We start from the raw sequence: 14038 nt of genomic DNA on the forward strand, positions 1-14038 counted from the left end.
AGGCGTCCTCCAACATTGCGTTGATCTTGCGGACTTTTCGCCGGCAAGCCGGCTCCTACAGGGGAGGTTGTCAATTAACCAATGTGGCAAGACACTGCTCAATCGAGCGCTGTTGGGTTTGTGCATACAACTGCAGTTCATCAATCGTCGAACGCCCCAGGGCTTTTTCGAACGCCTGCTGGTTGGAGTGCTCGCCGTAGTGGGTTTGCGCAGCATCTCCCAGGTTTGACTGGAAGATCCCCGCCGCGCTGACCGGCAGGAAATCCTCGTACACCAACGGTTCAACTCGCAAATACCCGCCGCTGACCAGCGCTTCAAGGCTCAAGGTTTTCAGCCCATCGGCCACCAAGCCTTTTTCCGTCACGAAGTAACGAAAAAACGCCAGCTCCTGTTGGCGCATGCCCTCATGGGTGTCGGGAAATTCGCTGAAGTGCTGCGCCATTAATTCGTTGTAGCGGGCGGCGTTGGCTTCGTTGGGGAAATCCTTGAGTTCATCCCGTGCGGCATTGAGCAAACGGTCGTACAGCGCCCGGCCCTTGGGCGTCAGTGCCGCGCCGCGTTGTTCGATTTCCCCGAACCGGGCGCTGTGGCTGCCGCGAGTGTCGGCTTGATCGGTGAACGCGACCGGTTCGTCGAGTGCCTTGAAACTGGTCTGGCGCAGCAGGATAGGGCACTGGCGGCGGGGCGGACCTTCGATCACCGCTTTGGGGGTGATGCCGTGCGCCGGCATTTGTGCCTGCACGATGTCGATGTCCAGGGTGCGCGGCGTCAGGTGATTGATGTGTGGGCCCTTGAACGCCACCACATCGGCAATCAGCCGATGCTGGGCGCTGAGTTGCCGATATTGCGCGGCGGTGACCGTGGCGCTGTGGTGCCAGCGGAAGGTTTCCAGGGCCTGTTCGACGAATTCGTCGGCCTCTGTTGCGCTGAGGCCGCCCTGGGTTTCGGCGCGATCGATGAGCGTGAGCGCGGCGGGGGTGAAGATCGAGCGCTTTTCCAGCACCGACTGGGCAAACGCCCGCAGTTCCAGGTCTTCGATCAGTTCCAGGCGCAACAGCGAGGTGAACACCCGGAACGGGCTGACCTGCAACGCTGCCTCATGCACCGCACGGAACGCGGTGGAATGCACCGGCACCCCGGCCGGGGTCAGGTCGTAGTAACCCACCGGCTGCATGCCCATGACGGCGAACAGGCGGGCGAGGGTGGCCAGTTCCGCGGCGGTGCCGACCCGGATGGCCCCGTGGCGCTCAAGGTCCAGGCGCTCGATTTCCCCGGTGCTGTGCAACTGTTGGGCGATTTGCGGGTCGTTCTCCAGCACGTGGCGGTTGGTCTGTTCCACCAGTTCCATCAGCGCGCCGTACAGCGGCACTTCTTCGCGGTACATGTCGGACATCGCTTTGGAAAAGCGTTGGCGGATCAGGTCTGGACTGACGAAGCTGGGGTGGCTCATGAATGAATTCCTGGCGCGTTGACGTGAAGGATGGGAGAAAAGATCGCAGCCTTCAGCGACGCCGGCAAACGAAGTTTCTGACGAACTTCATTCTGCAAAGGACTGCCAGCTCAGTGCAGTCGTTGATCCTGCGGGCTTTCCGAGCGCAGCGATGCCAAAAACTCCCGATACAGGTGCGCCGAACCGGCAGGCGCCTCGACCATTGGCATGTGCCCGATGCCTTCCCATATCTCCACCCGCAGATCCGCCAGGCCTTTGCTCCAGATGGCCACGCTGCTGACATCGATCAAGCGATCCTTGCGCCCCCACAGCAACAGCGCTGGCGCCTTGATCGCCGGAAGTTTCGGTTCCATCGGTGGACTGGCGCGAAACTCGCGGAAGATTTCTTCCAGTTCGTCGCGCGACTGCTGGTAGCGATGGGCGATGGCATCCAGCACCACCCGCGGCACCCAAGGTGGTTCGGCCATGGTCATGCCATAGAAATATTTGAATTCTTCCCGTGAATGAATCAGGAACGGGTTGTGGCCCTTGGCCAAGTGCCGTTCCAGGTCACTGGGTTCCGGCGCGGCCACCCCGGCCGGGTCGAACAGGGCGAGCGAGGCAATGCGCTCCGGATAGTGGGCCGCCAGCCAGGCGGCGATGTAGCCGCCCATGGAGTTGCCGATTACATGGACTTTGTCGACTCCGCAGACATCGAGCAACTGGATCATCCGCTTGGCCTGCAGCGGGATGTCATAGCCGCCACCGGCCTTGAAGCCGGTTTCGCCATGCCCGGCGATGTCCGGAATGATCACCCGGTAGTTGCCGACGAAGTGCCGGGCAAATCGCAGCCAGAGATTCTTGTCGGCACTGAAGCCGTGCAGCATCAACACATTGCTGGACGCCTCATACGGCCCGCCTTGCCAGGTCGAGACGGTCATTTCGGCGATGGGCACGACAATCTTGTGCAGTTTGTACAACTTGGCCTCGACGGCCACGCTCAAGTCATACAGCCAGTACCCGATGGCCGGGTAGCTCAACCAGCTCCAGGCGGCGAAAACCGCGATAGCGACAACCAGTAAAAGCATCAGGCGCCTTCCTTCTATCTGATCAGGACACTATGTGATCGGCCGGTTTCAGGGTTCGGGTCAAACGGTGAAAGCTGAAACTGAACCCTGGAAACATGGCAATCACATGACCGCTCTTGCTTTGATACCAACTGTGGCAGCCTCCGGACTTCCACACCGTGCGCTGCATTTCTCTATGGATCATTTCAGTGTAGGTACGTTCTGCCTCGGGGCGTACTTCGATGCTGCGCAAACCTCGTGCTTTTAAGGTGCGAATACAGTCGAGGATGTAGTTCATCTGCGATTCGATGATAAACAGCGCCGATGTGTGGCCGATACCGGTGTTCGGGCCGGTGACGATGAACAGGTTGGGAAAGGCCGGCAGGCTGGTGCCGAGGTAGGCCCTGGGGTACTGCGCCCAGACGTCGCTGAGGCGGATGCCGTTTTTTCCGCTGACGGGGTAGGAAATCACCCCGTCAGTGGCGTCGTAACCGGTGGACCAGACGATAAGGTCCAGGTCGATGTGCTGGCCGTCCTGCATGACGATGCCGGTTTCATCGATGGCTTTGATGCCCTGTTCGCGGCTGTGCAATGTCACGTTGGGGCGACCCAGCGCGGGGTAAAGCGTGCTCGAGAGAATCACCCGTTTGCAGCCGATGGTGTAGTCCGGAGTCAGTTTTCGCCGCAGTTCGGCGTCCGGCACCTGGCGCTTGAGAAAGCGCTGGGCCTGATGTTGCACCATGCGGATGGCCGGTTTCGAGTATTTGAAGGCAATCACCCGGGTTTCAAATTGCCAGTAGATCATCCAGCGCAGCAGCGTGTAGGCCGGTTTGAGCCCGAGCAACCAGCGCTGGAAGCGGCCAAAGGTGCGGTCGGCCCTTGGCAGCACCCAATGCGGGGTGCGCTGGAACACATGCAGGTGCTCGACCTCCTTGGCTATCGCCGGAATCACCTGGGCTGCACTGGCGCCACTGCCGACGATGGCCACGCGCTTTTGCCGGTAATCGTAGGAATGATCCCAATTGTTGGTGTGAAAGCTCTTGCCCTGGAAGCGTTCCTGGCCTTCGAAGTGCGGCACCACGGGTTGGCTCAGGGGCCCGGTGGCATTGATCAGGAACTGCGCATGAAAGGTGCCCCTGGCGGTGTGCACCGCCCATTGTTTCTGCGCTTCGTCCCATTCGACGCGCTCGACATTGGCTTGCAGTTCCACCCGGTCCCGCAGGCCGAAGTGCTCCACCACGTAACGAGTGTAGCGGTGCAGTTCAGCCTGTTCGGCGAACATCTGCGTCCAGCGGTAGGGGGCGAACGACAGCGAATAGAGCGGCGAGGGCACGTCGACCGCCGCGCCCGGGTAGGTGTTCTGACACCAGGTGCCGCCGAAGAAATCCCGTCGTTCCAGCAGGCGAAAGTCGGTGATGCCGGCCTTGAGCAAATTGACCGCTGCGCACTGGCCGCCAAAACCACTGCCGATGATCAGTACTTGAAAGGTCTGCATGGGCCTCCTGTTCCGGCTTGTGAATCAATCCTTACCTTCATGTATAGCCGTTTATGCAGGTACAACTATGCAACAGGCGACGGTCGTTCGTTCCGTCAGGCGGTGATGGCTATTTGATCTTGCCCTGTTAGACTCCGAGCACACTTGCAATCCCGGTGTGAACAGGTTTCGTTCTGTGGTGCAGAGGTTCCAATGGGAAAGAAGGGAGGAAAAGGACTTTCACTGGCCAGGAGGCTCTACACATCACGCATCCTTGGCCTGGTGTTGGGTCTGATATGCGTGGGTGTGGCGATGTACCCGCTGGACCCGGCACCCTGGGTATGGGGGCTCATGCTGTTCAACGGCCTGCTCTGGCCGCACCTGGCCTACCTGTGGGCGCGACGCGCCAAGGCCGCTTATCACGCGGAACACCGCAACCTGTTGATCGACGCGTTCATGGGCGGCTTCTGGGTCGCCGCGATGCAGTTCAATCCGCTGCCCAGTGCAACGACCATTTCCATGATGGCGATGAACAACGTGGCCATCGGCGGACTGCGTTTTCTGCTGGCGGGTACGGTCGCGCAAGTGCTTGGGATCGGCGTCGGCTGGTTGATCTTCACGCCCCTGTTCATCCCTGAAACATCCCCGCTGCAGCTCTACGCCTGCTTGCCCCTGATGTGTCTCTACCCGCTGGCGCTGGGCCTGATCTGTTTTCGCCAGGCGCATACCCTCGGCCAGCAAAAGCGAGAGCTGCTGGCCCTGAGCCGCACCGACAGCCTGACCGGCCTGCTCAATCACGGCGCCTGGAAGGATCAGCTGGAAATCGAGTACCAGCGCTGTCAACGCCAACAACAGGGCGCGGCCATCGCGCTGATCGACATTGACCATTTCAAAAGCATCAATGACACCTACGGCCACGTGGCCGGTGACAGGGTGCTGCGCCAGCTGAGCAAGATGCTCAAGCAGAACCTGCGGGCCACCGATGTGGCCGGGCGTTATGGCGGCGACGAGTTCTGCGTGATCCTTCCCGACCTGCCCCTGGGCAGCGCCGCCACGGCCATGGACGCCCTGCGTGACCGCTTCGCAACCCTGGGCTACGAGCAGAGTCCGACCCTGAAAGTCAGCCTGAGCATCGGCCTGGCGGCTTTCAACACGCGCCACAGTGATGCGACCCTGTGGCTCAACGACGCTGACCAGGCGCTGTACGAAGCCAAGACCACGGGGCGTAATCGCGTTATCTGCTGCAGCAATGACCGGCCTCATCACGAGTTGCTCGACTCGGTCTGACCGTCACCGCGAAATCCCTGTAGGAGCGAGCTTGCTCGCGATGGAGGTCAACGATGACGCGAGGAACCTGACACGCCGTGGTGCTCTCAGGTTTTTCGCGAGCAAGCTCGCTCCTACAGGGTAGAGGTGATCCCAATGTAGGCGCTGCCGCAGGCTGCGATCTTTTCGGCGTCGGCGATTACTCTTTGACGTGCATGAACTCTTGCGCCCAACGGATATATTCCTCCGGCTGGGTGTAGGTATGCGTCAGTTCTGTCGCGCTCAGGTCCGATGCCTGGGTGAATATCTGACGCTGTTCGCGCAGGCTGTCGTACGTCGCCTTGATGGCGGCGAAGTAGGCACCATGGCCGTCGATGACGACGCGTACGCCCAGTTCGGCCAGGCGCTTGTCGTCACGCAGCAATGGATTGCCGTAGGTCACCAGCATCAGCGGTACGCTCAGGTGCTCGGCGATTTGTTCCAGGTGGTCGAAATCCTTCACCCCCACCATGCAGATGCCGTCCGCGCCCGCAGCCTGATATTGCTTGGTACGGCTGATGATTTCCTGGACCGGCAGAATGCCCGCGTGGGTGCGGGCGATGATGGCCATTTCCTTGTCGCACCGGGCCTCCAGTGCTGCGCGAATCTTGCCGACACCTTCGGCGACCGTGATCAGGTCCGTGGACTTGCGGCCGAATTGGGCTGGCAGCAAGGTGTCTTCGATGGTCAGGGCGGCCACGCCGGCACGTTCCAGTTCGACGATGGTGCGCATGACGTTGAGCGCGTTGCCGTAGCCGTGGTCGGCGTCGGCGATCACCGGCAATTGGGCGACGCGGCCGATGCGAGTGGCCTGCTCGGCGAACTCGCTGAGGGTGATCAAGGCAAAGTCAGGGGCGCCCAGTACCTGCAAGGACGCGACCGAGCCACCGAGGATCCCCACCTCGAACCCGAGGTCCGCGGCGATGCGTGCCGACATCGGGTCGAAGACCGACGCGGTGTGATAGCAGGTGTTGGACGCGAACAGTTGACGAAAATTGCGGCGCAAATCTTGATGAGAAAGCCTGGACATATGAGTTCCACCAATGGAAATGGAAGGGCTTGAGCAAAAGTGTCAACGCCGAAGATGTGAAAGGCTATCACGGGGGCAGGTCTGGAATGATGACGAATTTAGCGGTTTTCCGGCCACGGGCGACAATCTTGCAGCGAAGCCGGGCTCAATTACGCCGCCACGGCCTGCTGCTGTCGATTGGGCAACGGCACCGCACGCACCGAGTCGCCGGGTTGCAGCTGCAGGCGTTTGGCGGTAAGGCGGTCGACCAGCAGGCTGTCGCCGGTCCGTCGCGCCGGGGCGGCGGTGATGCGGCAGTTTTCCAGGCGGCGATTGTGGATCAGCCAGGTCGGTGCCTGGTCGTCCGGGGTGCCGATGGCCAATGCCAGGTGTTGACTGTCGCGCACGCTGCGAATGGCCGAAACCGGCGCTTCGATGACCGGGCCCGCGTCAAAGATGTCGATGTAGCCCTGGTGGGAGAATCCTTCGGCAGTGAGGATTCTCAGGGCCGCCTCGGCATCAGGATGTGGCTTGCCGATCACGGCCTGGGCCCGCTCGGTGAGCAGGCAGGTATAGAGCGGTTGACGTGGCATCAGCTCGGCGATGAACGATTTGTTGCCCAGTCCCGACAAATGCTCGGCATGACTGAAATCCATCTTGAAAAAGTGTCGGCCCACACTGTCCCAGAACGGCGAGCAACCTTTTTCGTCGGCACTGCCGCGCAGCTCGGCGATCAGTTTTTCGCCGAACAGGTGCGGGAACTCCGCCGCCAGCAACAGGCGCCCCAGCGAGAGCAGGCGGCCATTACTGCCCCGGCGCTGATCGGGGCGCAGGAACAGCGAGCAGAGTCCCGATTGACCGGTCATTTCATTGTTGAGGAACAAGGTCGGGATCTGCCGCGAAATACCCAGGTTGGGTGAAGAACTGACCGTCAGCCCGACCCGATAGTTGTACCAGGGCTCGCGCAGGCCAACCGCGCCGCTGATGGCGCTGACGCCGAGCACTTGCTGGTCGTCGTCTTCAAGGACAAACAGGTAATCGGCGTCGGCGCGTTCGACCTGTTCGGCGAAGGTTCTTTTGGCCCAGCGCAAGCGGTGGCTCAGGCGCTCTTCATTGACCAGAGGCGTCGAGCCGCGACCGGCCAGGCGTCCCAGCGCCAGCAAGGCGGGCAGGTCGGTCACCTGGACCGGGCGGACAATCATGCTGGCGTGCCTTGTGCACGGCCGTTCGGGCGTTGTCGATACTCGCTTTTGCTGCTCACAGGGCGATCAGCCGGATGCTGCTGCCTTCGGTGACCTGCAGCGCCTGGCACATCCCGCTGTCCAGCCCCACGGGTTGTCCGGCACGGTAGTCGAGATCGGCGACGATGGCGCGATAATGCTCAAGCGCATCGTTGCTGACCAGATAACGTCCGCGGGCGTCGATGGACGACACGGGCAAGACCTGTGCGGTTGCGCTCTGCGCGATCGAACGAATGTCGCCGGTGCGTGCCTGCAGCGTCGGGCCGCCATCGAACAGGTCGACGTAGCTGTTGGTTTCGAACCCTTCGCGTTCAAGGATATCGAAGGCTTCCTGGCCATCGGGGTGGATGCGCCCGATGCAGTCTTGCGCGGCCTGGGGCAGCATCGGCACATAGATCGGGTATTGCGGCATCAGGTGGGCGAGGAACGACCGGCTTTCCAGGCCGCAAAGCCGCTCGGCCTCGACGTAAGGCAGGTCGAAGAAGTGCTTGCCCACCGCATCCCAGAAAGGTGAGCGGCCGTCATCGCTGCTGAAGCCGACGATTTCGCTGATCACGGCGTCGGCAAAGCGTCGAGCATGGGCGGCAATGAACAGCAGGCGTGCCCGCGACAACAATTCGGAGTGCGGCGTGCGCACCAGCGCCGAATCGATATGAAAGCCGCGCAGCAAGGTGTGGCCGTTGAGGTCATGGCACAGCGACAGGGCAGGCACGCCGTGCTCGATGTTCAGCTCGCGCGAGGCGCTGGTAAAAGGGCGGTTGCGCAGGCTGTAGAAGGGTTCGCTGAAACCGGCCGTGGCGACGACTTCCGAACAGCCCACCAGGCGCCCGTCCGCCTGGTCTTGCAGGACGAAAAAGTAATTCTGCGGGCCGGGGCTCTCGGCGTTTTGTTCCAGCGATGTGCAGGCGTCGACAATCCTGTCGCGCAAGCGGGCGCTGTCATCGGGCAAGGATGTGACGCCCACCAGGCTTTCGCGGGCCAAGCGCTGCAATTGGGGCAGGTCGGTCAGTTGCACGGTGCGCAAGACCAGCATGGGTGCACTCCTGTATCAAAGAGCTCGGTGACCGGCCTTCGCATGAGGGCATCCCGGCTCCTGCTGGATGAGGTGTTTCGTTAATCCGTTGAAAACAGTATTTGTATAAGGCGCACTACATGTCTAGTTAATTTTGACGGGACATTTCCACGGTCGAACAGGCGGGAAATAGCTGTCAGCGGCAGACGAAGGGGATGTTGAAGTATCGTGTAGGGCGCCGCCCTTGATGCGCGTTTGAATCGTTGAAATGACGCCCCCTGACGAACTTTCTTACGGCACAATTGGCATCGGCTGACGGCCAGTTGCCGTTTTTCCTTTCTATCCCACAGAGTGATTTTTTTCGTGCAGGCGACCCGTCTGACCTTGATCTGCCACGCTCGAACCCTTGCACAGAAACTGGCGCGTTTTCCTGTGGACGAACCCCTGGAGATGGATTGGCAATCGGCGCGGGGTTCCCGGGGCGCTCGATTCAAGGAGGCTTCGCGCCTGTTGTGCGGGCCGGAGTTGCGCACCCGGCAGACCGCCGAGCTGTTCGGCAAGCCAGTGGAGATTGTCGCGGCCCTGCGCGATTGCGACTTCGGCGATTGGCGCGGCATGCGAATCAACGACCTGCAAAAGAACCAGGCGGAATCACTGCAGGCCTGGCTCGCCGACCCGCGCTCGGCGCCCCACGGCGGCGAGTCGGTGGTGCAAGTCGGCGAGCGCGTCGCCGCCTGGTTGAAAACCCTGGAAGCGCTGCCCGGCCATGTGATTGCCGTGACCCATCCATTTATCATGCGTGCCGCGTTGATGTACGTGTTGCAGGGGGCAGCATTCAACCTGATCGATGTCGAACCGCTGTCGATGATAGAACTGCAGTTCCATGGTTGCTGGCGGCTGCGGCTGCCGTGCAGTGATAACGAGGGGATGTCTTGATGAAAAAACTATTGGTCATCGGCATTGGTGCCGGCAATCCCGACTACATCACCCTGCAGGCCGTAAAGGCGCTGAATCGGGTCGATGTTTTTTTCATCATGGACAAGGGCCAGGACAAGGACCAGCTGATCGACCTGCGCCGCGAACTCTGCGAGCGCCATATCTCCGATCCGCACTACCGCTTTGTCGAAGCCCAAAGCCCGGAGCGCGAGCGCGGCGAGGTGGACTACAGAACCAGCGTCGATGAGTTGAACATGGCCAAGCAGCAGATCTTCGAGCGCCTGATCAATGAGGAGCTGGCGGACGACCAGTGCGGCGGTTTCCTGGTGTGGGGCGACCCGGCGTTGTACGACAGCACGATTCGCATCCTGCAGGCGATCCTGACTTCAGGCACCTGTGCTTTCGAGTTCGAGGTGATCCCCGGCATCACCAGCGTCCAGGCGCTGGCCGCGCAGCACAAGGTGACGCTCAATCAAATTGGCCGTTCGGTCGAGATCACCACCGGCCGACGATTGGCAGCGGGGCAGGTGAGCGACGCCGACAGCCTGGTGGTGATGCTCGACGCTCAGGATGCCTACCAGCATGTGGCGGATCGGCAGACGCAGATTTACTGGGGCGCCTACCTGGGGACGCCGGATGAAATCCTCATCAGCGGCAAGCTCGAGGACGTGGCGCAGCAGATCGAGCGGGTGCGCAAGGCAGCCCGACAAGCCAATGGCTGGATCATGGACACCTATCTATTGCGCAAACCCTGAAGTACGCGTGCGCCCAAACCGTTCCCGGTACACCGACGGCGGCACGCCGACCACGTTGCGAAACGCCACGCGAAAGCTTTCCACCGAACGATAACCGCAGTGCTGGGCGATCTGCTCGGTGTGCTGGTCGGTGCTTTCCAGCAATTCCCGGGCACGACCCAGGCGTTCATGTTGCAGCCAGGTCTTGGGCGACTGGCCGCTGGCTTCGGTGAAACGGCGCAGGAACGTGCGCTCGCTCATGGCGGCTTCGCTGGCCAGGTCGCGAACCTCCAGCGGTTCGTGCAAACGCTCCCGCGCCCACTGCATGACGCGCGAAAGATCGCTGCGCGGCGTTGGACTGACCGGCGTCGGAATGAACTGCGCCTGGCCCCCGGTGCGTTGCGGTGACATCACCAGGCGCCGCGCCACCGAGTTGGCGACCTGGGTCCCGAAGTCCCGCGCCACCAGGTGCAGGCAGGCGTCGATGCCGGCTGCGCTGCCGGCCGAGGTGATCAATTGACCCGAATCGACGTACAGCACGTCCGGGTCCACCAGGATGTTCGGGAAGCGTTCGGCCAGTTCCGCGGTGTAGCGCCAGTGCGTGGTGGCGCCGCGACCGTCGAGCAAACCGGTGGCGGCCAGCACGAACACCCCCGAGCAGATTGACAGCAACCGCGCGCCCCGCGCATGGGCCTGGCGCAGGGCGGTCAGCAGTGCCTCGGGTACGGCTGCCTGGCGATCGCGCCAGCCGGGAATGATGATGGTCCGCGCCTGTTCCAGCAGTTCCAGGCCACCATCGGCCAGTACCTGAATGCCGCCCATGGCGCGCATCGGGCCTTGGTCGACGGCAGCGATCTGATGGCTGTACCAAGGGAAGTCGAACTCTGGCCGAGCCAGGCCAAAGATCTCCACGGCGATGCCGAATTCGAAGGTACACAGGCCGTCGTAGGCCAGGATCGCGACCAGTCCTGGAGAATTTTGCATTTGGCGGAAAGTTCCCGGTGAGTGTCTTGTGCGCCACTTTAGCCGCTGAGGGCGGGCAGATAAAGTCTGTTCACACCCACCGCCATCCCGGAGCTCTACCCATGACCAGCCTCGTTCGCGAAATTCCCGCCGCCCCTTCGGCCATCGCCTTGATGCATTTCAGCAACCGCCTGACATTCGAAACCGATTGTTCCGACGTTTACGCCAGCCAACAGGCTGGGGAAGTCGATTTCATTCTGGTGGACGTGCGGGGGCCGTTGGCGTTCGAGCGGGGGCATGTGCCGGGTGCGATCAACATTGCGGGGCGACTGCTCACTGCCGAAGGTTTGCGTGGCTATCCGAAAACCAGCCTGTTCGTGGTCTATTGCGCAGGCCCCCACTGCAACGGCGCGAACAAGGCGGCGGTGAAGCTGGCGGCGCTGGGGTACCCGGTGAAGGAGATGATTGGCGGGGTGACAGGGTGGCTGGATGAAGGGTTTGAGTTGAGTGCGCCGAGTACCGCTATCGGCTGCGCCTGCTGAGCCCCCTGTAGATCCTGGTTTTCGGGTCGGCGCATCGCGGCGATGGCGGCGAAATGGCCACCATCGCATCGCCAGTAAGCCGGCTCCTACAGAGTCGCGTAACGCCACAGATTCAACATGGGCCCTGTAGGCGCTGGCTTGCCAGCGATCGCCTGCGGCTTGCCGGCCACTTTCTATAACTATTTGTCGCTTCGTAATAATTTACCCTGTGATAGCCGCTCTAGACTGCCGGCCACTTCGGTCCCCCGGCCACAAGCTACCGACCGAAAGCTGCCAATAAAAGTCTCCGCACACAGGAGTTATAAAATGAACAAGCTAGTGATGTTCGGTGCCCTGGCACTGTCGATGTTGTCCCTGACCGCCGTGGCCGCGGATATCAAGCCAATTCGCATCGGTATCGAAGCCGGTTATCCGCCATTCTCGATGAAAACCCCTGACGGCAAGCTCACCGGCTTCGACGTGGACATCGGCGACGCACTGTGTGAGCAGATGCAGGTCAAGTGCACCTGGGTCGAGCAGGAGTTCGACGGCCTGATTCCGGCACTGAAGGTCAAGAAGATCGACGCCATCCTGTCGTCCATGACCATCACCGACGATCGCAAGAAGAACGTTGATTTCACCATCAAGTACTACCACACCCCGGCACGTTTCGTGATGAAGGAAGGTTCCGACGTCAAGGACCCGTTGACCGAACTCAAGGGCAAGAAAGTCGGTGTACTGCGCGCCAGTACCCATGACCGATTTGCCACCGAAGTGCTGCAACCGGCAGGGATTATCCTGGTGCGCTACGGCTCCCAGCAGGAAGCCAACCTGGACATGGTGTCCGGTCGCGTTGACGCGCTGCTGGCCGACTCGGTCAACCTGGACGACGGTTTCCTCAAGACCGACGCCGGCAAGGGTTTCGCTTTCGTAGGGCCTGAGTACAACGATCCCAAGTACTTCGGCGGTGGTGCCGGAATTGCCGTGCGCAAGGGCGATACCGCCCTGGCCGAGCAGTTCAACAAAGCCATTACCGAGATCCGCGCCAACGGCAAGTACAAGCAGGTGCAGGACAAGTACTTCAAGTTTGACGTTTACGGCGAGTAATCGAGCCGTTCTGTAGGAGCTGGCTTGCCAGCGAAAGCGGCCTGACAGTCACATTGATGTCGAATGTGCTGGGCGTCTTCTCTGCCAAGCCAGGTCCTGCACAGGCTCCGGAGTTTTTATGCAACGCATCGACCATCCACTGCCCTGGAGCCACCTGGGAACCGAGCGCACCCTCAGCGTATTCCGTTATGGCGCGGGCACTCGCAAGGTCTATATCCAGGCCAGCCTGCACGCCGACGAATTGCCCGGCATGCGCACCGCCTGGGAACTCAAGCAGCGCCTGGCGGAACTGGAAAGCCAGGGCCAATTGCAAGGCGTGATCGAACTGGTGCCGGTGGCCAACCCGATCGGCCTCGATCAGCACCTGCAAGGCAGCCACATGGGCCGCTTCGAACTGGGCAGCGGCAAGAACTTCAACCGCTCGTTCGTCGAACTTAGCGTCCCGGTGGCGCAAAAGGTGGGTGATCGCCTGGGCAGCGATGCCGAGGCCAACATCGCCCTGATTCGCCAGGCCATGGGCCGGGTGCTCGACGACCTCCCGGCCCCGGCGTCGCAACTGGAGGCGATGCACCGCCTGCTGCTGCGTCACGCCTGCGACGCCGACATCACGCTCGACCTGCATTGCGACTTCGACGCGGCGATTCACCTCTACGCCTTGCCGCAACACTGGCCGCAGTGGCAATCGCTGGCGGCGCGCCTGAAGGCCGGGGTGGCGTTGCTGTGCGAGGATTCCGGTGGCAGTTCCTTCGACGAGTCCTGCTCTACGCCCTGGTTACGCCTGGCCCGGGCTTTCCCCGAAGCCGCCATTCCACCGGCGAACCTGGCGACCACGCTGGAACTTGGCAGCATGGGCGACACCCGGGTCGATCAGGCCCAGGCCAATTGCGAAGCGATCCTGGGCTTTCTCGCCGAACAGGGTTTCATCAAGGGCACCTGGCCGGCGGCACCGAGCGAATGCTGCGAGGGCATGCCGTTCCAAGGCACCCAATACCTGTTCGCACCGCATCACGGTGTGGTCAGCTTCCTGCGCGAGGCCGGTGAATGGGTGGAGCAGGGCGATGCGCTGTTCGAAGTGGTCGACCCGTTGAACGACAAGGTCAGCACCGTGCGCGCGGGCACCAGCGGCGTGCTGTTTGCGCTTGATCGCGGGCGCTATACGCAGCCGGGCACCTGGCAGGCGAAAGTGGCCGGGCGCGAGCCGATTCGGGTTGGGAAGTTGATTAACGATTGAGGAGGGAGG

General features: G+C 61.7%; 13 protein-coding genes. 6 read left to right on the plus strand and 7 right to left on the minus strand.

The annotated features are described in order from the left end of the window. Positions 1-70 precede the first annotated feature (70 nt). The 3 genes from hglS to ACYP2Q_RS04495 form a co-directional block, all read right to left on the minus strand. Positions 71-1450, minus strand: coding sequence for a 2-oxoadipate dioxygenase/decarboxylase HglS (gene hglS / locus ACYP2Q_RS04485; RefSeq protein ID WP_459729380.1), 1380 nt, complete (start codon positions 1448-1450; stop codon positions 71-73). A 110-nt stretch (positions 1451-1560) separates the two neighbouring features. Then, positions 1561-2517, minus strand: coding sequence for an alpha/beta fold hydrolase (locus ACYP2Q_RS04490; RefSeq protein ID WP_459729382.1), 957 nt, complete (start codon positions 2515-2517; stop codon positions 1561-1563). 22 nt (positions 2518-2539) lie between these two features. Beyond that, positions 2540-3991, minus strand: a complete 1452-nt coding sequence (locus tag ACYP2Q_RS04495; protein WP_459729383.1) for a flavin-containing monooxygenase — start codon at positions 3989-3991, stop codon at positions 2540-2542. A 192-nt stretch (positions 3992-4183) separates the two neighbouring features. Between ACYP2Q_RS04495 and ACYP2Q_RS04500 the strand changes: the two genes are divergently transcribed. Continuing rightward, entirely contained in the window at positions 4184-5257 is a 1074-nt protein-coding gene (locus ACYP2Q_RS04500; protein WP_459729384.1) for a diguanylate cyclase, read from the plus strand. Positions 5258-5435: 178 nt separating this feature from the next. Here the strand turns inward: ACYP2Q_RS04500 and ACYP2Q_RS04505 are convergent, their stop codons facing one another. The 3 genes from ACYP2Q_RS04505 to ACYP2Q_RS04515 form a co-directional block, all read right to left on the minus strand. Beyond that, complete coding sequence (locus tag ACYP2Q_RS04505; protein WP_459729385.1) at positions 5436-6305, minus strand: isocitrate lyase/PEP mutase family protein; 870 nt, start codon at positions 6303-6305, stop codon at positions 5436-5438. Positions 6306-6454: 149 nt separating this feature from the next. After that, complete coding sequence (gene astA, locus ACYP2Q_RS04510) at positions 6455-7486, minus strand: arginine N-succinyltransferase (RefSeq protein ID WP_459729386.1); 1032 nt, start codon at positions 7484-7486, stop codon at positions 6455-6457. A 55-nt stretch (positions 7487-7541) separates the two neighbouring features. Beyond that, positions 7542-8558 carry an arginine N-succinyltransferase gene (locus tag ACYP2Q_RS04515; RefSeq protein ID WP_459729387.1) on the minus strand — a complete coding sequence of 339 codons (1017 nt, stop codon included), beginning with the start codon at positions 8556-8558 and terminating at the stop codon, positions 7542-7544. A gap of 342 nt (positions 8559-8900) precedes the next feature. Between ACYP2Q_RS04515 and ACYP2Q_RS04520 the strand changes: the two genes are divergently transcribed. After that, positions 8901-9473 carry a histidine phosphatase family protein gene (locus tag ACYP2Q_RS04520; RefSeq protein ID WP_459729388.1) on the plus strand — a complete coding sequence of 191 codons (573 nt, stop codon included), beginning with the start codon at positions 8901-8903 and terminating at the stop codon, positions 9471-9473. Then, the gene (cobF, locus tag ACYP2Q_RS04525; RefSeq protein WP_459729389.1) at positions 9473-10228 is read left to right on the plus strand and encodes a precorrin-6A synthase (deacetylating); all 756 of its coding nucleotides are present in this window, start codon (positions 9473-9475) and stop codon (positions 10226-10228) included. The genes ACYP2Q_RS04520 and cobF overlap by 1 nt, the downstream gene beginning before the upstream one ends. Here the strand turns inward: cobF and ftrA are convergent. Then, positions 10211-11191 carry a transcriptional regulator FtrA gene (gene ftrA / locus ACYP2Q_RS04530; protein ID WP_459729390.1) on the minus strand — a complete coding sequence of 327 codons (981 nt, stop codon included), beginning with the start codon at positions 11189-11191 and terminating at the stop codon, positions 10211-10213. The genes cobF and ftrA overlap by 18 nt on opposite strands. A gap of 101 nt (positions 11192-11292) precedes the next feature. Here ftrA and ACYP2Q_RS04535 point away from each other — a divergent pair, with 101 nt between their 5' ends. The 3 genes from ACYP2Q_RS04535 (at position 11293) to ACYP2Q_RS04545 (ending at position 14029) form a co-directional block, all read left to right on the plus strand. Then, complete coding sequence (locus tag ACYP2Q_RS04535; protein WP_459729391.1) at positions 11293-11712, plus strand: rhodanese-like domain-containing protein; 420 nt, start codon at positions 11293-11295, stop codon at positions 11710-11712. Between the two features lie 306 nt (positions 11713-12018). Further along, complete coding sequence (locus ACYP2Q_RS04540) at positions 12019-12798, plus strand: ABC transporter substrate-binding protein (RefSeq protein ID WP_459729392.1); 780 nt, start codon at positions 12019-12021, stop codon at positions 12796-12798. A gap of 118 nt (positions 12799-12916) precedes the next feature. After that, a complete protein-coding gene (locus ACYP2Q_RS04545; protein ID WP_459729393.1) occupies positions 12917-14029 on the plus strand; it encodes a M14 family metallopeptidase in 1113 nt (370 codons plus the stop codon). The last annotated feature ends 9 nt before the right edge of the window (positions 14030-14038 follow it).

The sequence above is a fragment of the Pseudomonas sp. MHK4 genome, from assembly GCF_054600775.1.

Excerpts from the sequence above, each read along its gene's own strand:
- ACYP2Q_RS04500 (WP_459729384.1), top strand. The coding sequence starts at position 4,184 with ATGGGAAAGAAGGGAGGAAAAGGACTTTCACTGGCCAGGAGGCTCTAC.
- ACYP2Q_RS04545 (WP_459729393.1), top strand. The coding sequence starts at position 12,917 with ATGCAACGCATCGACCATCCACTGCCCTGGAGCCACCTGGGAACCGAG.
- ftrA (WP_459729390.1), bottom strand. The coding sequence starts at position 11,191 with ATGCAAAATTCTCCAGGACTGGTCGCGATCCTGGCCTACGACGGCCTG.
- ACYP2Q_RS04535 (WP_459729391.1), top strand. The coding sequence starts at position 11,293 with ATGACCAGCCTCGTTCGCGAAATTCCCGCCGCCCCTTCGGCCATCGCC.
- ACYP2Q_RS04495 (WP_459729383.1), bottom strand. The coding sequence starts at position 3,991 with ATGCAGACCTTTCAAGTACTGATCATCGGCAGTGGTTTTGGCGGCCAG.
- ACYP2Q_RS04490 (WP_459729382.1), bottom strand. The coding sequence starts at position 2,517 with ATGCTTTTACTGGTTGTCGCTATCGCGGTTTTCGCCGCCTGGAGCTGG.
- hglS (WP_459729380.1), bottom strand. The coding sequence starts at position 1,450 with ATGAGCCACCCCAGCTTCGTCAGTCCAGACCTGATCCGCCAACGCTTT.
- ACYP2Q_RS04505 (WP_459729385.1), bottom strand. The coding sequence starts at position 6,305 with ATGTCCAGGCTTTCTCATCAAGATTTGCGCCGCAATTTTCGTCAACTG.
- ACYP2Q_RS04515 (WP_459729387.1), bottom strand. The coding sequence starts at position 8,558 with ATGCTGGTCTTGCGCACCGTGCAACTGACCGACCTGCCCCAATTGCAG.
- cobF (WP_459729389.1), top strand. The coding sequence starts at position 9,473 with ATGAAAAAACTATTGGTCATCGGCATTGGTGCCGGCAATCCCGACTAC.
- astA (WP_459729386.1), bottom strand. The coding sequence starts at position 7,486 with ATGATTGTCCGCCCGGTCCAGGTGACCGACCTGCCCGCCTTGCTGGCG.
- ACYP2Q_RS04540 (WP_459729392.1), top strand. The coding sequence starts at position 12,019 with ATGAACAAGCTAGTGATGTTCGGTGCCCTGGCACTGTCGATGTTGTCC.